Below are 18,370 nucleotides of genomic sequence, written 5' to 3'. Positions count from 1 at the left end.
TCAAGCCCCGTCACGCAACTTGAACCGCTGGATCTTGCCGGTGGCAGTCTTGGGCAGATCCTCGACGAACTCGATCCAGCGTGGGTATTTCCACTTGCCGATCTTGTCCTTGACGAAATCCCGCAACTCGTCCGCCAGCCCGTCGCGATTTTCCTGCTTGAGAACGATGAAGGCCTTTGGTTTCTCAAGCCCGTCCGCGTCGCGGGACGCCACAACTGCCGCCTCGAGAACCGCCGGATGCGCGACAAGAGCCTGCTCCACCTCGAAAGGCGACAACCAGATGCCGGAAACCTTGAACATGTCGTCGGTGCGTCCGCAATAGACATATCGGCCATCGGGCGTCAGTTCGTACTTGTCGCCGGTGCGGGTCCATTCGCCCTCGAATGTCGCGCGGCTCTTGTCTCGCTTGTTCCAATAGCCGTCGGCGGCCGAGGCGCCGCGCACAAGCAATTCGCCCAGGCCCCCCGGCCCGACGTCCGTACCGCTTTCGTCCACCAGCCGCACCTCGTATCCCGGCACCGGTCTGCCAGAGGTTCCGTAGACCACGTCGCCTGGTGCATTCGAAAGAAAGATATGCAGCATCTCGGTCGATCCGACCCCGTCGAGAATGTCGGTGCCCCAATGGCGAAACCAGGCTCGCCCAATCTCTTCCGGCAGCGCCTCGCCAGCCGAGATACAGCGGCGCAGGGGGACATCGGGTACACCCTCGCGGTCGAACATTGCGATCATCGCGGCATAGAGCGTCGGCACCCCGCAAAACACTGTGGGTTTCTCGGAGGCGATAATGTCCCTCATGCCCTCTGGCGTCGGACGTCCATTGAACAGGATCGCTTCGGCCCCGACTGACATCGGGAATGTCATGCCATTCCCCAGCCCGTAGGCGAAAAACAATTTGGCCGCGGAAAAGATCACGTCGTCCGGTTCGATCCCCAGCACCTGCGCGCCATATGTGTCCGCTGTCGCCTTCAGACTGCCATGCACATGGCGGACCCCCTTGGGCTGCCCGGTCGAGCCTGAAGAATAGAGCCAGAAGGCAACATCATCCGCCGAGGTCTCGACCGCAGGCAAGACACGGGCGCCTTCGACGAAATCCTTGTAGCTTTGTGTGCCCTCCGGCGCTGTGCCGATCACCACGATCCGATGCAGGTGCGGCGAGGCTTCGGCGGCAGGCTGCACCGCTTGCCAGAGTTCCTCGGACACGAAGAGGATGCTTGCCCGGCTGTCGTTCAGGATGACTTCGTAAACCGAGGTCGCCAGCAGGGTGTTCAGGGGCACCGGAATGACGCCAGCCTTGAGACAACCCCAGAAAAGGGCCGGAAACTCGACCTGATCCAGCACCAGCATCGCCGCTCTTGCCTCTCGCGGAACGCCGGCACGGGCCAGGGCGCCGGCAACCTGACCGCTGACCCCGGCGAGATCGCCATAGGTTATCCGGCGTTTGGCGCCGGTCGCCTCGCGAAATGCAGGGCGCTCGGCCCGTCCCTCGTCGACATGGCGATCCACAAAGTAATGCGCGGCGTTTCCGCTCATACCGTTCTCCTCCCGGTGATTGGCCTGAGGTGGCACGTGGGTGTGGGTCCTCCTCCCCCGATCCCGCGCGCGCTTCTCCCCTGCGACCGTCATCATGCATTCAAAAGTCATTTATGCAAGATAATGCTCAGATGTTTCCCGAAATTATGCAGCTTAGTGCACAAAAATGATGGTTTCGTCTGATCTATCGTATAAGCGGGCCACCAGATCGGCGCGTCGCGTCAGGATTTTTCGGAAATTCAGGTTTCCCTTGGCTGTAATTTCGCCCTCGGCCATCGACGGTGGTTCAGAGAGAATCAGGACGCGGGCAACTGAGGTCGCACTGCCGCGCCCTGCGTTCAGATGCGACAGCCGCCCTGCGATCTCTTCGGCCTGTTCACCGGGAAGGCACACGCCGCCCCGTGCCTCAAGCATCTGCGCCAGTGCCGGCGCGGGAACGATCATCGCTCCGACCTCGCTGCGTCCCTCACCGGTCAGCACTACATCGGAGGCCAAGGGCGCCAAAGCCGCCAGCACCTCAAGCCGCAGATCGGAGGCGGGCACCCAGATACCTGTGGTCAGCTTGAATTCCTCGGCGATACGCCCGTCGAACTTCAAGCCCTTTTTCGCATCCGTGGCATCCACCAGTGAAACCTTGTCTCCGGTGCAGAAGAAGCCTTCTTCGTCGAAGGCTTCGGCGGTCTTTTCTGGATTGTCGAGATAGCCCTTGAAGACATTGGGGCCCTTCACCCGCAACTCGTGACCGCCGCCCTCCGCCGGGGCCAGCTTGGCGGTGACGCCGGTCAGGGGAACGCCGATGATGCCGGGAAGGTTGGCCGGTACATGCTGAAAGATGCAGGCGGGTGCGGTCTCGGTCATGCCCCAGCAGGTGGTGATCAGGGGCTGGGTGTCACGCACCTCGGCTGCCATGTCGCTCAGGTCGCGCCAGACATCCGCGGGCAGCGAGGCACCGGCATAAAAGAGCATGTCGAGATCGGCAAAGAAATGCCGCTTCAACTCGGGGTCACGTCGCATCTCGTCACGCAACTGGGCAAAGCCCACCGGCACGTTGTAGGCAATCGTGCCATTCATCAGGCGATTGTTCTCAAAGGTCTTGCCGATCAGAGCAGGCGCGGGTTTGCCACCGTCGATATAGAGCGCGCCCCCAAAGGCCAGCATCTGGTTGAAATTGTTCGATCCGCCGAAGACATGGTTCCAGGGCAGCCAGTCCACCAGACGCGGCGGGCGTTCGGACAGGAACGGCAGCGCACGGGTGTATTGCGCCTGGTTGGCACACAGCATGGCCTGGGTCGTCAGCACGCCCTTGGGATTCGAGGTCGAACCCGAGGTCATCAGGATCTTGGCCACGGTGTCTGGGCCGACCGCCGCGGCGGCCGCCTCGACATCGGCATGGTCCCGCTCCAGATCGGGCAACAGGCTCATGCCGGGGCCGGGATTGCGGCCGACGACGATCCGGCGGCCTGCCATCTCGTCCATCGCAAGCGCGGTGGCGAACTGCGAGCCGTCCTCGGCATAAACCAGATCAGGGTCGATCAGCCTTGTGATATAGCTCAGCTGCTTGAGCGCGCCGGGGATCAGGGAATACTGTTCGGCAACCGGGACCGGCACCAGACCGACGTATTGCGCGGCCAGCGCCAACACCCCGTGATCAACGCTGTTGCCCGAGATGATCAGGATACGAGCCCCTGGACCATGACCCCGCGCCAGCAGACCGGCCGCCAGCGCGCGCACACGTTCCAGCGCCTCGCCATAGCGCAGTTCGCGCCAGCCTGCACCGCTGCGTTCGGCCAGGAACACCGCGTCGGGTGTTTGTGCCGCCCATCGGTGCAGCCAGTCGCTGGTCTTGTGGTCAGGCGGCACCGGGTCATGCGCTGAGCGCAACAGGATCGCGCCATCGGGCCGATCCTCGCGCCGGACATCATGCGCCAGATAATGCTTCATCCTCTCCTCCCACATCCCGTGTCCCGGTGCACGGCCGGGCCGGTACTTCAGGGCTGGGAACGTGCAGGCCTATCCCAGCAGAAACAGCGTGATCGCTGGGAAAGCGACCAGAATGACAACGCGGATCAGGTCCGTCGCAACGAAGAACATAACCGCCTTGTAGGTGTCGACCATGCGGGTGGTGCGGTCCATCGCGTTGATGATGAACAGGTTCATGCCCACCGGCGGCGTGATCAGCCCCACCTCGACCACGATCAGCACCAGAATGCCGAACCAGATCGCCACATGTTCCGCCTCGATCCGGTTGGCCATGCCTTGGGTGACGCGGATGCCCAGGTCCTTCATCTGGTCGCGGGTCAGTTCGGCGCCGCTGGCGATAGCGTCCTGAATGCCGGCAAGGGTCTCGGCGCTCATCCCGTCAGGCACGCCGGCCTTCAGCACCTCCATCGCGGCATCGGCCTGCATCGCGGCCAGCGAAACGAGATCGAAATCCATCGCCGAAATCACCGGAAAGAAGATCGGGATCGTCAGCAGGATCATGCTGAGGCTGTCCATCAGGCAGCCGAAGATCAGGTAGAAGACGAGGATCAGCGCCAGCACCGTCCAGGGGCTGTAGCCCTGGCTGACCACGTAGTTCGACAGTTCCTGCGGCACTTGGGTCAGGGCCAGGAAACCATTGTAGAACGCCGCCCCCAGAACGATGAAAAAGATCATCGCGGTCGAGCGCGCGGTGACCAGAAAACTCTCCGTCAGCGATGCGCGGGTCAGCCCGCCATTCAACCAGGCAATGACCCCTGTCCCAAAGGCACCGACCGCCGCGCCCTCGGTCGGTGTGAACCAGCCCAGGTAGATACCACCGACGACAAGGCCGAAAACCAGCAGGACGGGCCATACCTGAACCAGAGCCGAGAACCGTTCGGCGTAGGGAACGCGCGGCCGGGTGCCCGCACTTTCGGGATAGAGGCGGACATAAATAGAGATGGCGATCAGGTATCCGACAGCGGCCAGGATGCCGGGGATGAAAGCCGCAAGGAACAGTTTGGCGATGTTCTGCTCGGTCAGGATGGCATAGATCACCAGCACCACCGAAGGCGGTATCAGGATGCCCAGCGTACCGCCGGCCGCCAGTGTGGCGGTCGAGAACCCACCGGCATAACCGTATTGGCGCAGCTCCGGCAGGGCAACGCGGCCCATTGTGGCGGCGGTGGCCAGCGAAGAACCGCAGATCGCACCGAACCCCGCGCAGGCGCCGATGGCGGCCATGGCCACGCCCCCCTTGCGATGGCCCAGCCAGCCTTCGGCCGCCTTGAAAAGCGCGTTCGACATTCCGCCGAGGGTGGCGAAGTGCCCCATCAGCAGGAACATCGGCACGATGCTCAGCGAATAGCTGGAAAAGGTCGTGTAGGTCTCGTTCTTCAGGCGGGCAAAGGCGACCTGGGTCCCGTCTGTCACCAGCACCAGCCCAACGAGGCCCACCAGGAACATGGCAAGCCCGATCGGAACCCGCAGAAAGATCAGAACCATCAAGGCGGGAAACGAGGCGATCCCGATTTCAAGTGCGGTCAATGGCCTGACTCCATGCCTTCCCAGACAAGAACACGTCCGGTGAAGAATTCGATGATCCGAACCCCTGCCATGTAGCACCCGACCACAGCCGCCGCAGCGGAAGCCAGAAAACTCAGGGCATAGGCCCACCATATCGGGAATTCCAGAAGCAGCGTCGTCTCGCCATAGCTGCGTTTGCTGATCATGCCATCCCCCAGTTTCCATGCGATCAGGATGAGAACGGCGGCGAACACCGTTTCGGTGATCATGCGTAGAAACCGGTTCACCCCTTGTGGGAGCGAGTTGGTCAGAATGTCGACAGACGCATGCCCCGCGGTGATCTGGCAGAACGGCAGGAAACAGAAGATGGCAAAGGCCACACCGGCCTCGACCAGCTCGAAATCTCCGTTCACCGGGCCGACACCCGCGTTGATCATCCAATGCGAAAACTCCGGCGCGATCCCGGTCATGAATTCGCTGTGAAACAGGCCATTCAACAGGCGCCCCAGAATGGACACGCAGGTCAGCAATATCAGCATGCTTAGCACGATACCGCCCAAAATGGCCATGACTTTGGCCAGCCCCATCATCAGCTTGTGCATTGGTTCTTTTCGTCTTTCGCCGACTGCGAAACAGCGCGCCGGGTCAACGGCGCGCTGTCTCTTGCCATAGTTCAGTTGGAATACTGCGGCGTATACTTCTCGATCAGCATCTGCGCCTCGTCGATCAGGGCCTGACCGTCGATTCCCTTGCCGTTCATATCCGCCACCCATTCGTCATAAATGGGTTGCGCAATGGCGCGCCATTCGTCGACACCGGCAGAATCGATGGTGATGATGTTGTTGCCCAGATCCTCGGCCACCTTGCGTGCGGGGCCATCGGCATCCGCCTGGGTACCGCCGGCAAAGACCGAGAACTCGAGCCCCGAGTTCTTGTCGACCGCCGCCTTCAGATCATCCGGCAGGCTGTCATACTTGGCCTTGTTCATCGCAAGAACGAAGGTCAGGGTGTAAAGCGCGCGGCCCTCGAACTCGGTATGGTTCTCGACCAGCTCCGGCACTTTCAGCGCGGTGGTCACTTCCCACGGGATCGTGGTGCCATCGATCACGCCCTTGCTCAGACCCTCGGAAACTGCCGGAACCGGCATGCCGACCGGGGTTGCACCCAGTTTCGTCAACAGCGAGTTGACCGAGCGCGAGCCGCCGCGGATCTTCATGCCCTGCATGTCTTCGGGCTTTTCCACGGGGTCCTTGGTGTGGATCATGCCGGGGCCATGTACCCAGGTGCCCAGGATGTGCACGTCCTTGAACTCGGTGTCCTTCATGTGCTTTTCGAACATTTCCCAATAGGCGTGGCTGACCGCGCGGGCATTGGTCATCATGAAGGGCAGTTCAAACACTTCGGTGCTGGGGAAGCGACCCGGAGTATAGCCGACCACGGTCCAGACGACATCGGCGACGCCGTCAATCGCCTGGTCAATCAGTTCCGGCGGCTTGCCGCCCAGTTGCATCGAGGGGTAGCGCTCAACCTTGATGCGGCCGCCCGAATCCTTTTCGACATTGTCCGCCCAGACATCCAGAACCAGCTTTGGCACGTTGGCCTGGGCCGGCAGGAACTGGTGCAGTTTCAGCGTAACTTCCTGAGCCAGCGCCGTTCCCGCGCTGAACCCTGTCGCCAGGGCTGCGACGGCCGCGCCGCCGATCAGGCCCAGAATACGTCTGCGATAGGTCATGATTTCCTCCCTTAGACCCTCATTTCCGGCATTATAATGCTCACCTCGAAAACTATTGCAATATATTGCTACTCGCCCGAGCTGCTACACTCCCATCAGTCCGGTTCCTCCGTAGAGCCATTCGACGGTATCGTACCATTGTTCGGGCGTCTTCGCGCTCATCAAAGCATTTCTCAGCGCCGCATGTGCACCATCCGGATGATAGATGTGTTCCCCGATTTTGCGAGACTGCAACTGAACGCGTGCCGTGCGCAAGCGTCGTTTTTTCTGATAAGCAGTCAATATTTCGGGAATATCCCCGCCATCGCCCACCAGTGCGGACAGGCAGACGGCGTCTTCCATCGCCATGCATGCGCCCTGAGCGAAATATTGCAACATAGGATGTGCGGCGTCGCCCTGAAGGGCCATGCGGCTCTCTGGGCAGGTCATTATCGGGTCGCGATCGCAAAGCCCCCAGAGTTTCCAGTCGCGTTCCTTGTCGATGATTTGTCGCGCCATCGGGCTGACATGCTCGAACCCCTTGCGGATCTGACCGGCGCCGACCGGTTTGCCCGCCACGGGTTCGGGCGCATCGTTGTGATAGGTCACCACAAGGTTGAAGCTGCGCCAGCCCTGGAATGGGTCGTGCACTATATGGCATTTGGGTCCGGCCCAGAGCATCGCCGCGTTCCAACGCAATTCCTGGGGCCTGTCCTCGACCGGGATGACCGAGCGATAGGTGGTGTGACCGGAAACTCTTGGTGGTCCGCCGCCCAGCATCTGGGCGCGCACTTTCGACCACAATCGGTCAGCGGGTTGTCCTGGCAAGCGCGCAGGAACACGCCGTGCAAATCGCCGCGGTGAACCACGGCATAAGGATTTCCCATTCTGGCCCGGAAAGGGTCGTCGAGCGGGATTCGGGTGATTTTCTCGCCGGTGATCGCATCCATCAGGCGCAGATTGTCGATGTAAACTGCCATCGACCGGGCCTCATCGCCGATGCCGAGGTAGTCGAAAGCGTGTAAGGCTTTGGGGCCCAGCTGTATGCCGGCGCCGATTTCGCCCAACTCGGCAGCCTTTTCCAGGACCAATACCTGCTTGCCCCTCTGGGCAAGACCCAGGGCGGCAGCAAGCCCTCCGATGCCTCCGCCTGCAATCGGAAAGCGCTGGTCCTGCATGGCCTATTCCGCCGGTCCAAGGGAAAGAGCGATGGGGTTCAGGCCATCGATTCCGCCGGTGATCGCATCGCCGGCGACAACCGGGCCGACACCGGCAGGTGTCCCTGTCATGATCAGATCGCCCGGACGAAGGTGATAAAACCCCGACAGATGGCTGACGATCTCGTCTATCTTCCAAATCAGTTCGGCGAGGGTGGCATCCTGTCGAACCGCGCCGTTGACCTCAAGGTGGATGCGCTTGTCGTCATCGGGGGACCATGCTGAGGCACGGGTCATCGGTGCAAACACGGCCGAGTTTTCGACATCCTTGCCCAGATCCCAGGGGCGCTTCTTTTCACGCTCGCGAATCTGCTGATCGCGCCGGGTCATATCCAGAGCGCAGCCATAGGCATAGACCGCGTCCCATGCCTCGGAACGGCTGGCGCGGAACACCGGCTTTCCGATGGCAAAGGCAAGTTCCATCTCGTAGTGGAAATTCTCGGTCCCGGGCGGATAGGGCACGGTCGCCCCGCTCAGAACCGCGTTGGCGGGCGACTTGGTGAAATAGAACGGCGCCTCGCGGTCCACCTCGTTACCCATCTCGGCGGCATGGGCGGCATAGTTGCGCCCGACACAGAAAATGCGTCCGATCGGATATGTGGCGCTTTCGCCCCGAACCGGGATGCCGGCTATCCTGGGCAGGGTGAACAGACTGTCGCTCATCGGGCGCGTTCCTCGTAATAGCCAAGTTTCTCCTGGAGCGGGCGGTCGTGGATGCGGACCAGAAACGCCTCGGTTTCCGCCTGATGGCGCAGGCGGGCAAAGACCGGCGCGGTGAACGTGTCCTTCGGACCCCATTCGATCACCTGCCCGTTGATTTCGGTGCGCCCTTTGCCGGCGATGACGTGGAAAGCAGAGGAACAGGACCGGAGTGGCGGTGCCTCGGACTGGCCCGGCTTCAACATCATTGCGGTGAACCCCAGCGCGGGCAGCACGTCCTCGCCGGTTTCCGGGTTGATGTAGTCCAGTTCCGCGACACCTTCGCCATAGGTTGCCATGTTGCGCAACGCGGTCTCGGTTGCGGCCCAGGGATAGCGCATCATCGGATAGCGCCTTGCGCCCCGGCCCGGCCGACGCGACGGCGCCAGACCGGCCGCACTGTATTCGACCTGGCTGGCATCGGGACGGTTGCGCTGCGCCTGCAACTCGCCTTCGATCGCATAGGAGCCTTCGAGCAGCACGAAGAGCGGCAGGTCCAGAGCGTCGAGCCAGATCACCGGCTCGTCCCCGTCATGCCCGTGATCGTGCCACTCGCCGCCCGGCGTCAGAACCAGGTCGCCCGGTTCCATCGGCAGGCGCTCTCCATCCACTACTGTGTATCCGCCGCGCCCCTCGACAACGATCCGCACGGCCGAGGGCGTATGGCGATGCGCGGGCGCGGATTCCCCGGGAAGCAAGAGTTGCAGGCCAAGATAGATCGTCGCGGTCGCTTGCATGGCCCCGGCTCCGCGTCCGGGATCGGACAGAACCAGTACCCGACGCTCCGCCTTCTCAACCGGCGTCAGTTCTCCGGCCCGCAACAGCAGAGGCCGGATTTTCGGAAAGGACCAGTATCCCGCTTGCGTCACCGGATTCGGGGCGCCATGCGGCAGCACGTTTCGCATCATCGGCCAAAGCGGCGCCACGCCGGCCGCTGTCATGTCTTCGCGGTAGTCCTGCGGCAATTCCTCGAGCGTACCAAGTTGTTCGGCCATGTGGTCCCCCCAAGCGAATGTTCCGTCATCTTAGGCGGGCCCGCGTCTCAAGCAACCATCTTGTCTGTTTCGCGGGTTGATGTCCCAATAGGCGCAAAGCTGCCGGCAACCCTGAATTGCGTAGGCGTTTTTTGCGTGCTGCCGGGGGCGAAATTTGAATGATCGGCAGCGCCCCTTGTGCCACCAGCGGTTGTGTGTCTTGATTTCATGGTGAATTGAACAAGATTCATTGAAGTAATCGGAGTGCTTTGCCGACGGGGTGAACCCCATTGTCCCGTTCGGTAAATTCGGGAGTTGTACCTACCGGCTCCACAGCGTTCCGATCAACCAGCGACGAGGACGGTGACCATTACGTCTGTTCGAGCTGGACGGTCAGGCGACGCAGCTATTATCTGGCCTGGCCACCCTGCCGGAGAGAACCCCCCTCCTCTCCGGCAGGGCTTTTATGACGGGGAAATTAACCGGTTTTGTCCTGGTGAAGCTCGTTGAGCAGGTCGAGCAAGGTCTCGAACCTGTCTGGACCCATATTTGCACGGATGGCATCGAAAACCGCCAGGCTGGCTCCGAGATTTTCGCGAATGATCCTGGTGCCTGATGCCGTGATGCTGACGATCTGTTTGCGCCGATCTTGCGGGTCGGGTTGCCGGGTGATCAACTCTTTTTCTTCGAGTTTCTGCAAGATCCGGGTCAGGCTGGGCAGCAGGAGGCAGGCCTGTTCAGCGATTCGTGTCGGATCCTGCGGTCCCTCTTCCTCGAGGACACGCAGGACACGCCATTGTTGTTCGGTGATGCCGACATCCGCCAGAATGGCACGAATTGGTCCCATCACGCGTTCGCGTGCCCGGAGAAGGGCAATCGGCAAGGACCTTGAAGTTAGGGGCAAATCGGTACTCATGAGGAAGTCTTGCCGAAATCCCCGCGTCTCGCAACGGTCGAATGGCCTCACCTCGAGACAAAGAACAGATTTGACAAATAGCCAAGAAGTTCACATGTTAATCAAAATTCGCGGATCTATCTCAGGAGGCGAAGAGACATGCCGGGTTCTGCCCAGAATCTCCATCCACCGTTCAACACCGTTTGGCTCGGCCAGGTCGAGCATCGGGTGACGGATCTGGCGGCGAGTCGTGCCTTCTATGTCGATATCCTGGGTATGCAGATCTCCCACGAAGACACCGCTTATCATCATCGGCCTGCTCGACCCGAGGAGCACAACCGGCCGTGTCGCAACTATCGAGCATTCTCCGGGGCGGAACAGTATCTCGACCGCCTTTTTCCGCCAGGTGCGCGATCCGGATCCGGAACCGATCCGCTGGTCGCTGACCGATCCGCAGCGTCAGACCCTCTGGGGGGCTCCGGCCCCGAAAAGCGGGTTCGAGGAAGGGTCCTGCTTCGAAGGCGTCGAACTGATGCCAACCAGCCTGAAGGCACGACCTATTATTGCGCTCTGAGGGCAAACGAGGAATCCGCCGATGAAATGGAATGAATTCGCCGACTGGGGGCGCCGGGTCGCCGACTGGACGCAGGACTATCACCTGACCGTGGGAGACCGCCCTGTGCGCGCCCGGACCGAGCCCGGCGCTGTGCTGAACGCCCTGCCGCCCGTTCCGCCCGAGGCGCCGGAGGCGATGGAGGACATCTTCCGTGATTTCGAGGATATCGTGATGCCCGGAATCACTCATTGGCAGCACCCCCGCTTTTTCGCCTATTTCAATTCCAATGCTTCGGCGCCTTCGGTTCTTGCCGAGTTCCTGGCCTCGGCCATCGCACCGCAATGCATGTTGTGGCAGACCTCGCCCGCGGCGACCGAGATGGAAACCCGGATGATGGACTGGCTGCGGCAGGGGCTGGACCTGCCCGAAGGCTTTGCTGGCGTGATCCAGGACAGCGCCTCGTCAGCGACGCTGGCGGCGGTGCTGACGCTCAGGGAAAAGGCGCTGGACTGGCAGGGGAACAGGCAGGGGCTGTTCGGTCAGAGGCCGCTGCGCGTCTATTGTTCGTCCGAGGTGCACACCTCGGTCGATCGCGCCATCTGGGTGGCCGGGATCGGCCAGGACAATCTGGTTCGCGTACCGATCAAGGGCGGCTGGCGTGGTATGGACCCGGACGCGCTGGACGCCGCCGTTCAGGCCGATCTGGCGGCGGGGCTGCAACCGGCGGGGCTGATTCTCTGTGTCGGCGGTACCGGCACCGGCGCCACCGATCCGGTGGACCGCTGTCTGGACGTGGCCGAGAAATACGGGCTTTATACCCATGTGGATGCAGCCTGGGCCGGCTCGGCGATGCTCTGCCCCGAGTTCCGCTACTACTGGCCGGGGATCGAGCGCGCCGACAGCATCGTCTTCAATCCGCACAAGTGGCTGGGCGTACAGTTCGACTGCTCGGCGCATTTCCTGAAGAACCCCGACGATCTGGTGCGCACGCTGGCGATACAGCCCGAGTATCTCAAGACCCACGGGCGCGACGGGATCATCAACTATTCAGAATGGTCGGTGCCTCTTGGTCGCCGGTTCCGGGCGCTGAAACTCTGGTTCCTGATGCGGACCTACGGGATGGAGGGTTTGCGGCAACGGCTGCGCAATCACATTGCCTGGTCACAGGCGCTGCACGACAGGCTGGCCGCCGAGCCGGATTTCGAGATCGTCACGCCGCCGATGTGGTCACTCTGGACCTTCCGATATCTGCGCGAAGGCGCAGATCTGGACGACCTGAACCAGCGGTTGGTCAATGCGATCAACGATGATGGGCGTATCTACCTGACCCAGACACGGGTCGATGGCGTACTTGTGATCCGCTTCCAGGCCGGTCAGTTCGAAACCACCGAGGATGATGTGATGATGGCTCATGATGTGATCACGCAAATTGCCCGCAGCCTGAACTGAGCGCTGGACAATCGCCCGGCCACGGGACAACCGTAGAGTAGAATCCGATCAGGGAACGACCGACATGACAGCCCCGAAGAACCCGTTCAAACAGGCCCTTGCCGAGGGCCGCCGCCAGATCGGCTGCTGGATGAGCTTTGCCGAGGCCGGAACGGCCGAGATCATGGGAACCTGCGGGTTCGACTGGCTGGTGGTGGACGGCGAACACGCTCCCAACGATATCCGCTCGATCCGGGATCAGCTGATGGCACTGTCCGCCAGCCCCTCGCATCCCGTTGTGCGCGTTCCGGTTGGCGAGGCGTGGATGATCAAGCAGGCGCTGGACGCTGGCGCGCAAACCGTTCTGGTGCCGATCGTCGAAAGCGCGGAACAGGCGCGCCACATGGTCCGCGCCTGCCGCTACCCGCCCGAAGGCATCCGGGGCGTCGGCGCAACCGCCGCGCGGGCCACCATGTATGGCAGCGTCAGTGACTATATCCCGACTGCGGACGCGGAAATTTGCCTGTTGGTACAGGTCGAGAACCGTGCCGGCATGGCGGCACTGGACGAGATCCTGACGGTCGAGGGTGTCGATGGCGTCTTCATCGGGCCTGCCGATCTCTCGACCGACATGGGCTACAAGGGCAACAGCGCGGCGCCCGAAGTTCGCGCCGCGATCGCCGATGCCATTACGCGCATCCGCGCCGCCGGCAAGGCGCCGGGCATCCTGGGGACGACCGACGAGGCCACACAGGCCTATCTCGATATGGGTGCTCAATTCGTTGCGGTCGGGCTTGATGTCATGCTGCTTGCGAATGCGGCGCGGGTCTTGTCCGCGCGCTGGAAATCAGTCTGAGGACGGGCTGCCGCACAGCCGGTGCAATGGACCCGTCCGGCAGATACGTATTTCCGCATAATTGACCGAAACAACCCCCGAACTTAGCCTGTGGGCGTTCAAGGAGAGACGCGCCATGACACATGGCGCACCATCGGGGAGAATGATCGTGAAACGTCTATTGTGCGCAGGAACCGTGTCCGTGCTGGCGCTGGCATCCGCCGCGGCCGCCGACATCAAGATTGCCCATGTCTATGGCAAGACCGGCCCGCTCGAGGCTTATGCCAAACAATCCCATGACGGGCTGATGCTGGGCCTGGAATACGCCACTGGTGGCACCATGGAGATCGGCGGCGAAAAGATCATCGTGATCGAGAAGGATACCCAGCTCAAGCCGGAGAACGGAAAGGCGCTGCTGGAAGAAGCCTATGGCGACGACGAGGTCGACCTGGCCATCGGGCCGGTCAGCTCGGGCGTGGCGCTGGCCATGCTGCCGGTCGCCCAGGAATACGAGAAGATCCTGATCGTCGAACCGGCAGTGGCGGATTCGATCACCGGCGAGAACTGGAACCGCTACATCTTCCGCACAGGCCGCAACAGCAGCCAGGACGCGGTGTCGAACGCTATCGCGCTGGCGGGCGAGAACGTGCATATCGCGACACTGGCCCAGGATTACGCCTTTGGCCGCGACGGTATCTCCGCTTTCAAGGAAGCGCTTGAAGGGGCCGGGTCAGGCATCGTCCACGAAGAATACGTACCGACGGATACCACCGACTTCACAGCCGCAGCGGAACGTATCTTCAATGCAATGAAGGATCTGGACGGCGAAAAACGCCTGTTCATCATCTGGGCCGGCGGCGGCAACCCGATGGGCAAGATCCAGGCGATGGACCCGAGCCGTTTCGGCATCGAGATTGCCACCGGAGGCAATATCCTTGCGGCCATGGCGGCCTACAAGGATTTCCCGGGCATGGAGGGCGCGACCTACTACTACTACGACATTCCGAAGAACCCGGTAAACGACTGGCTGGTCAAGACCCACCAGGAGCGGTTCGGCACCCCGCCCGACTTCTTCACCGCCGGCGGCATGACGGCAGGCATTGCCGTGGTAGAGGCGATCAAGAAGGCCGGCTCCACCGACACTGAGGCGCTGATTGCTGCGATGGAAGGCATGGAATGGGAAACGCCCAAGGGCAAGATGGTGTTCCGTCCCGAAGACCACCAGGCGCTCCAGTCCATGTATCACTTCAAGATCAAGGTCGACCCGAATGTGGAATGGGCGATCCCGGAACTGGTGCGTGAACTGACGATCGACGACCTGCCGATCCCGATCCGCAACAAGTAAGTCCCCGTCCTGGCCGGCCCTGAGGCGCATCCCGCGCCGGGGCCGGCCTTTTTGCAAGCGAAAGAACCAGCCATGACATCCCCAATCCTTGCCACCGAGGGGCTGACCGTGCGGTTTGGCGGCCATGTGGCCGTGGATGCGGTCTCTTGTGCCTTCCAAACCGGGGAACTCACCGCGATCGTTGGACCGAACGGTGCCGGCAAGACGACCTATTTCAACCTGATATCCGGTCAGATCCCGGCCAGCGCGGGCCGGGTCCTGCTGCGCGGGCGCGACCTCTCGGGACAATCGGTGTCGCAGCGGACCCGCGCCGGGATCGGGCGGGCGTTCCAGCTGACCAACCTGTTCCCGAACCTCAGTGTGCTGGAAAATGTGCGTCTCGTGGTGCAGTCCAACGCGGGGCAGGGCATGAACCTGTGGTCGATGGCCAGCCGGCACGCGGAACTGACCGAGGCGGCCGAGGCGATCCTGACGCGGGTGCGGCTGATCGGAAACCGCGACCAGACCGTGTCGGAGCTGAGCCACGGCAACCAGCGCAAGCTGGAGGTCGCGCTGCTGATCGCGCTCGACCCGGCGGTCTACATGTTCGACGAGCCCACGGCGGGCATGAGTGTGGACGAGGCGCCGGTGGTGCTGGACCTGATCGCCGAGCTAAAGGAACAGCGCGACCGCACCATCCTGCTGGTCGAACACAAGATGGACGTGATCCGCACGCTCGCCGACCGTATCATCGTGCTGCATAACGGCGCGCTGGCCGCCGATGGCGACCCGGCCACGGTCATGGCTTCGGACGTGGTGCAAGAGGCCTATATGGGGCGGGAGCTGGAAGATGTCTGATCCGATCCTGCGTCTTGAGGGCGTCTGTACCAACATCGCCCAATATCACATCCTGCAAGGGGTGGAGCTGGAGGTCCCGCGCGGCGCTGTGACCATGCTTTTGGGCCGTAACGGGGTAGGCAAGACCACCACGTTGCGCACCATCATCGGACATTGGCGGGCGCATAAGGGCCGGGTGCTGCTGGACGGGCAGGACATCACCCATATGCCGACACCTGCCATAGCACGGACCGGTGTCGGCTTCGTGCCCGAGGACATGGGCATCTTCGCCAATCTCACAGTCGAAGAAAACATGGTGCTGGCCGCTGTATCTGGCCCAATCGACAGCGCCAGGCTCGACTGGGTGTTCCAGGCATTTCCGCCGCTCAAGACCTTCTGGAAGTCCGAGGCTGGAAACCTGTCGGGCGGTCAGAAACAGATGCTGTCGATCGCCCGCGCGATGGTCGAGGAGCGGCGGCTGTACCTGATCGACGAACCCACCAAGGGGCTGGCGCCCGCCATCGTGTCGACCATGGCGCGGGCGCTGCGCGAGCTGAAGGCGCAGGGCGCCTCGATCCTGCTGGTGGAGCAGAATTTCTCGGTCGCGCGGGCGCTGGGCGACACTGCCTGCGTGATGGATGACGGGCGCATCGTGTGGTCCGGCGCGATGAGTGAGCTGGCTACCGACGCCGGCTTGCAGGAACGGTTGATGGGTCTGAGCATGGACGCCCACTGAGGCGCGAGGGATGAGGTTGGAGATGAGTATTTTTGACCAGAAAGAAGCAGGAAACCTGCCATGAGCATGGCCCCTGAACATGCGCCCAGAATGGCGCGGCTGTCACTGGCGCAACGGCTGGCGCCCTGGATGCCGGTGCTTCTGGTGCCGATCCTGATCGTGCTGGGGGCGGTCGCGATTCCCAATACCTCGTCCTGGCTGACGCTGACGGTGTCGGGGCTGGCGATGGGGATGATGATCTTTCTCATGGCCTCCGGCCTGACGCTGGTCTTCGGCTTGATGGACGTGATCAATTTCGGTCATGGCGCGTTTGTATCCGTGGGCGCCTTTGTCGGCGTTTCGGTCCTGCTGATGTTGGGAGGGATGACGGGCGCGCCCTCGCTGGCGCTGAACCTTGCCGCCATGCTGCTTGCGGTGATCGGCGCGATGCTGGCCACCGGCGCGATGGGCTGGGCCTTTGAAAAGGTCATTGTCCAGCCGGTCTATGGCCATCACCTCAAGCAGATCCTTGTCACCATGGGCGGGCTGATCGTGGTCGAGCAACTGATCATCGTGCTGTGGGGCCCCGAGGAGATCTACATCTCGCGGCCCGAGGCGTTGAAGGGCGCGATCACCTTTGCTGGCGCCGCGCTGGAGAAATACCGGCTGGTGGCGGTGGGCTTCGGGCTGGTGGTCTTTGCCGTCATGCGCTGGACGCTCAGGCGTACCAAGATCGGGCTGATCGTACGCGCCGGCGTCGAGAATGGCGAGATGGTTCAGGCGCTTGGCTACCGGCTGCGGCTGGTCTTTGTCGGGGTGTTCATCGCCGGGTCAGCGCTGGCCGGGCTGGGTGGGGTCATGTGGGGCCTGTACCAGGAGGTGGTGACCGCGCACATGGGCAACCAGGCGATGATCCTGATCTTCATCGTGGTCATCATCGGCGGGCTGGGCAGCGTCGAAGGCTGTTTCATCGGTGCCCTGCTGGTGGGGCTGATGCAGAACTATGTCGCCTTCCTGGAACCCAAGGTGGCGCTGATTTCCAATATCGGCCTGATGGTCGCAATCCTGATGTGGCGCCCGATGGGCATGATCCCGGTGGTGAAAGCGAAATGATCAAAGCGGTTCTTTCGGGCGACATGCCCCGGTCTGTGGTGCTGGCCTCTATCCTGGGCCTGATCCTTTTCTGCCTGGCGCTGGCGCCGTTCCTGTTTCCCGGTGTGCGCACGGTGGACACCGCCGCGCGAATTTGCGTGTTCGTCGTGCTGGTGGCCAGCTACGACCTGTTGCTGGGCTACGGCGGTATCGTCAGTTTCGCCCATACCATGTTCTTTGGTATCGGGGCCTATGGGGTGGCGCTGGCCTCGACCCATTTGGGGCGCGGTTTTGATGCGCTGGCCGGCGGCGCGCTGGCGGGTGCGGGCGTGGCGGCAGCGCTTGCCTTTGTCATCGGGCTCTTCAGTCTTCGGGTGCGGGCCATCTTCTTTGCCATGATCACGCTGGCGGTGGCTTCGGCGGTGGCGGTACTGGTCAGCCAGCTGTCGGGGCTGACCGGAGGCGAGGACGGGTTGACCTTCCAGACCCCACGCGAACTGGGTCCGGCCTTCAAGTTCGGCGACGAGCTGTTCGGCGTGAAACTGAATGGCAAGCTTCTGTCGTATTACCTGGTTTTCACGGGCAGTCTGATCCTGTTCCTGCTGATGCTTCGGGTCGTGAACTCGCCCTTTGGTCGGGTATTGCAGGCGATCCGCGAGAATGATTTCCGTGCCGAGGCGATCGGCTACAGGGTCGTCCGTTACCGGGTGGCTGCGACATGCCTGTCTGCGGCGGTGGCGGCGCTGGCCGGCAGCCTCTACGCGATCTGGCTGCGTTATGTCGGACCGGACACGACGCTGAGCATGGAGATCATGATCGACATCTTGCTGATGGTCGTGATTGGCGGCATGGGCACCATGTATGGTGCGGTAATCGGGGCGACCGTGCTGGTGCTTGCGCAAAACTATCTGCAGAACCTGATGGGTGCGGCCGGGTCTGCCATCGAAGGGTTGCCGGTGTTGCCGCAATTGTTGGACGCTGACCGCTGGCTCTTGTGGCTGGGTGTGCTGTTCATCCTCAGCGTCTATTTCTTCCCCACGGGAATTGTCGGACGGCTGAGGCGTTCCTAGA

The 18,370-nt window shown here is 62.2% G+C and carries 17 protein-coding genes and 3 pseudogenes; 10 read left to right on the top strand and 10 right to left on the bottom strand.

All coding sequences use genetic code 11. The annotated features are described in order from the left end of the window. From BLT75_RS06360 to BLT75_RS06335, 6 genes are all read right to left on the bottom strand, one after another. Positions 1-1,530, bottom strand: a complete 1,530-nt coding sequence (locus BLT75_RS06360) for a benzoate-CoA ligase family protein (protein WP_093028898.1) — start codon at positions 1,528-1,530, stop codon at positions 1-3. A 153-nt stretch (positions 1,531-1,683) separates the two neighbouring features. Then, on the bottom strand, positions 1,684-3,471 hold the full coding sequence (locus BLT75_RS06355; protein ID WP_176827859.1) for a feruloyl-CoA synthase: 1,788 nt from the start codon (positions 3,469-3,471) through the stop codon (positions 1,684-1,686). 69 nt (positions 3,472-3,540) lie between these two features. After that, positions 3,541-5,037 carry a TRAP transporter large permease gene (locus BLT75_RS06350; RefSeq protein WP_093028896.1) on the bottom strand — a complete coding sequence of 499 codons (1,497 nt, stop codon included), beginning with the start codon at positions 5,035-5,037 and terminating at the stop codon, positions 3,541-3,543. Then, positions 5,034-5,618, bottom strand: a complete 585-nt coding sequence (locus BLT75_RS06345) for a TRAP transporter small permease (RefSeq protein WP_093028894.1) — start codon at positions 5,616-5,618, stop codon at positions 5,034-5,036. Before BLT75_RS06345 ends, BLT75_RS06350 begins: the two co-directional genes overlap by 4 nt. A 71-nt stretch (positions 5,619-5,689) precedes the next feature. Beyond that, entirely contained in the window at positions 5,690-6,748 is a 1,059-nt protein-coding gene (locus BLT75_RS06340; RefSeq protein WP_093028834.1) for a TRAP transporter substrate-binding protein, read from the bottom strand. Between the two features lie 84 nt (positions 6,749-6,832). Next, positions 6,833-7,531 (bottom strand): FAD-dependent monooxygenase, encoded by a 699-nt coding sequence (locus BLT75_RS06335; protein ID WP_245706396.1) that lies wholly within the window; start codon positions 7,529-7,531, stop codon positions 6,833-6,835. Between the two features lie 41 nt (positions 7,532-7,572). Between BLT75_RS06335 and BLT75_RS24750 the strand changes: the two genes are divergently transcribed. Then, positions 7,573-7,752 (top strand): hypothetical protein, encoded by a 180-nt coding sequence (locus BLT75_RS24750; protein ID WP_245706394.1) that lies wholly within the window; start codon positions 7,573-7,575, stop codon positions 7,750-7,752. On the opposite strand, the pseudogene BLT75_RS24745 reads toward BLT75_RS24750, so the two are convergent. The 4 genes and pseudogenes from BLT75_RS24745 to hpaR form a co-directional block, all read right to left on the bottom strand. After that, positions 7,738-7,905, bottom strand: a pseudogene (locus BLT75_RS24745) (NAD(P)-binding protein); the annotation flags it as partial. The gene BLT75_RS24750 and the pseudogene BLT75_RS24745 overlap by 15 nt on opposite strands. 3 nt (positions 7,906-7,908) lie before the next feature. Then, complete coding sequence (locus tag BLT75_RS06330) at positions 7,909-8,607, bottom strand: fumarylacetoacetate hydrolase family protein (RefSeq protein WP_093028832.1); 699 nt, start codon at positions 8,605-8,607, stop codon at positions 7,909-7,911. Then, positions 8,604-9,638 (bottom strand): cupin domain-containing protein, encoded by a 1,035-nt coding sequence (locus BLT75_RS06325; RefSeq protein WP_093028830.1) that lies wholly within the window; start codon positions 9,636-9,638, stop codon positions 8,604-8,606. The genes BLT75_RS06330 and BLT75_RS06325 overlap by 4 nt, the downstream gene beginning before the upstream one ends. Positions 9,639-10,095: 457 nt before the next feature. Continuing rightward, a complete protein-coding gene (hpaR, locus tag BLT75_RS06320) occupies positions 10,096-10,533 on the bottom strand; it encodes a homoprotocatechuate degradation operon regulator HpaR (protein WP_093028828.1) in 438 nt (145 codons plus the stop codon). A 138-nt stretch (positions 10,534-10,671) separates the two neighbouring features. On the opposite strand from hpaR, the pseudogene BLT75_RS25230 reads away from it, so the two are divergent. From BLT75_RS25230 to BLT75_RS06280, 9 genes and pseudogenes are all read left to right on the top strand, one after another. Further along, positions 10,672-10,833: pseudogene (locus tag BLT75_RS25230) on the top strand (VOC family protein); the annotation flags it as partial. Beyond that, positions 10,811-11,086: pseudogene (locus BLT75_RS06315) on the top strand (3,4-dihydroxyphenylacetate 2,3-dioxygenase); the annotation flags it as partial. The pseudogenes BLT75_RS25230 and BLT75_RS06315, both read left to right, overlap by 23 nt. Before the next feature lie 21 nt (positions 11,087-11,107). After that, positions 11,108-12,517 (top strand): pyridoxal phosphate-dependent decarboxylase family protein, encoded by a 1,410-nt coding sequence (locus BLT75_RS06310; RefSeq protein WP_093028826.1) that lies wholly within the window; start codon positions 11,108-11,110, stop codon positions 12,515-12,517. A gap of 64 nt (positions 12,518-12,581) precedes the next feature. Then, positions 12,582-13,352, top strand: a complete 771-nt coding sequence (locus tag BLT75_RS06305) for an aldolase/citrate lyase family protein (protein WP_093028824.1) — start codon at positions 12,582-12,584, stop codon at positions 13,350-13,352. 148 nt (positions 13,353-13,500) lie between these two features. After that, a complete protein-coding gene (locus BLT75_RS06300; protein ID WP_425441122.1) occupies positions 13,501-14,676 on the top strand; it encodes a substrate-binding domain-containing protein in 1,176 nt (391 codons plus the stop codon). A 72-nt stretch (positions 14,677-14,748) separates the two neighbouring features. After that, the gene (locus BLT75_RS06295) at positions 14,749-15,513 is read left to right on the top strand and encodes an ABC transporter ATP-binding protein (RefSeq protein WP_093028820.1); all 765 of its coding nucleotides are present in this window, start codon (positions 14,749-14,751) and stop codon (positions 15,511-15,513) included. Then, positions 15,506-16,228: an ABC transporter ATP-binding protein gene (locus BLT75_RS06290; protein WP_093028818.1), complete on the top strand. Its 723-nt coding sequence runs from the start codon at positions 15,506-15,508 to the stop codon at positions 16,226-16,228. The genes BLT75_RS06295 and BLT75_RS06290 overlap by 8 nt, the downstream gene beginning before the upstream one ends. Positions 16,229-16,288: 60 nt before the next feature. After that, positions 16,289-17,320 carry a branched-chain amino acid ABC transporter permease gene (locus tag BLT75_RS06285; RefSeq protein ID WP_093028816.1) on the top strand — a complete coding sequence of 344 codons (1,032 nt, stop codon included), beginning with the start codon at positions 16,289-16,291 and terminating at the stop codon, positions 17,318-17,320. After that, positions 17,317-18,369 (top strand): branched-chain amino acid ABC transporter permease, encoded by a 1,053-nt coding sequence (locus BLT75_RS06280; RefSeq protein WP_093029087.1) that lies wholly within the window; start codon positions 17,317-17,319, stop codon positions 18,367-18,369. Before BLT75_RS06285 ends, BLT75_RS06280 begins: the two co-directional genes overlap by 4 nt. The last annotated feature ends 1 nt before the right edge of the window (position 18,370 follow it).

This window comes from Ruegeria marina (assembly GCF_900101475.1).
Taxonomy (GTDB): Bacteria; Pseudomonadota; Alphaproteobacteria; order Rhodobacterales; family Rhodobacteraceae; genus Ruegeria_B; species Ruegeria_B marina.
The sequence above is the reverse complement of the archived record's forward strand: the minus strand, read 5'-3'. Positions and strand labels throughout refer to the sequence as shown.

What these genes read in the sequence shown, in the direction of transcription:
- BLT75_RS06285 (WP_093028816.1), top strand. Translation starts at nt 16,289, where the DNA reads ATGAGCATGGCCCCTGAACATGCGCCCAGAATGGCGCGGCTGTCACTG.
- BLT75_RS06340 (WP_093028834.1), bottom strand. Translation starts at nt 6,748, where the DNA reads ATGACCTATCGCAGACGTATTCTGGGCCTGATCGGCGGCGCGGCCGTC.
- BLT75_RS06310 (WP_093028826.1), top strand. Translation starts at nt 11,108, where the DNA reads ATGAAATGGAATGAATTCGCCGACTGGGGGCGCCGGGTCGCCGACTGG.
- BLT75_RS06345 (WP_093028894.1), bottom strand. Translation starts at nt 5,618, where the DNA reads ATGCACAAGCTGATGATGGGGCTGGCCAAAGTCATGGCCATTTTGGGC.
- BLT75_RS06355 (WP_176827859.1), bottom strand. Translation starts at nt 3,471, where the DNA reads ATGAAGCATTATCTGGCGCATGATGTCCGGCGCGAGGATCGGCCCGAT.
- BLT75_RS06330 (WP_093028832.1), bottom strand. Translation starts at nt 8,607, where the DNA reads ATGAGCGACAGTCTGTTCACCCTGCCCAGGATAGCCGGCATCCCGGTT.
- BLT75_RS06325 (WP_093028830.1), bottom strand. Translation starts at nt 9,638, where the DNA reads ATGGCCGAACAACTTGGTACGCTCGAGGAATTGCCGCAGGACTACCGC.
- BLT75_RS06290 (WP_093028818.1), top strand. Translation starts at nt 15,506, where the DNA reads ATGTCTGATCCGATCCTGCGTCTTGAGGGCGTCTGTACCAACATCGCC.
- BLT75_RS06360 (WP_093028898.1), bottom strand. Translation starts at nt 1,530, where the DNA reads ATGAGCGGAAACGCCGCGCATTACTTTGTGGATCGCCATGTCGACGAG.
- hpaR (WP_093028828.1), bottom strand. Translation starts at nt 10,533, where the DNA reads ATGAGTACCGATTTGCCCCTAACTTCAAGGTCCTTGCCGATTGCCCTT.
- BLT75_RS06295 (WP_093028820.1), top strand. Translation starts at nt 14,749, where the DNA reads ATGACATCCCCAATCCTTGCCACCGAGGGGCTGACCGTGCGGTTTGGC.
- BLT75_RS06305 (WP_093028824.1), top strand. Translation starts at nt 12,582, where the DNA reads ATGACAGCCCCGAAGAACCCGTTCAAACAGGCCCTTGCCGAGGGCCGC.
- BLT75_RS06280 (WP_093029087.1), top strand. Translation starts at nt 17,317, where the DNA reads ATGATCAAAGCGGTTCTTTCGGGCGACATGCCCCGGTCTGTGGTGCTG.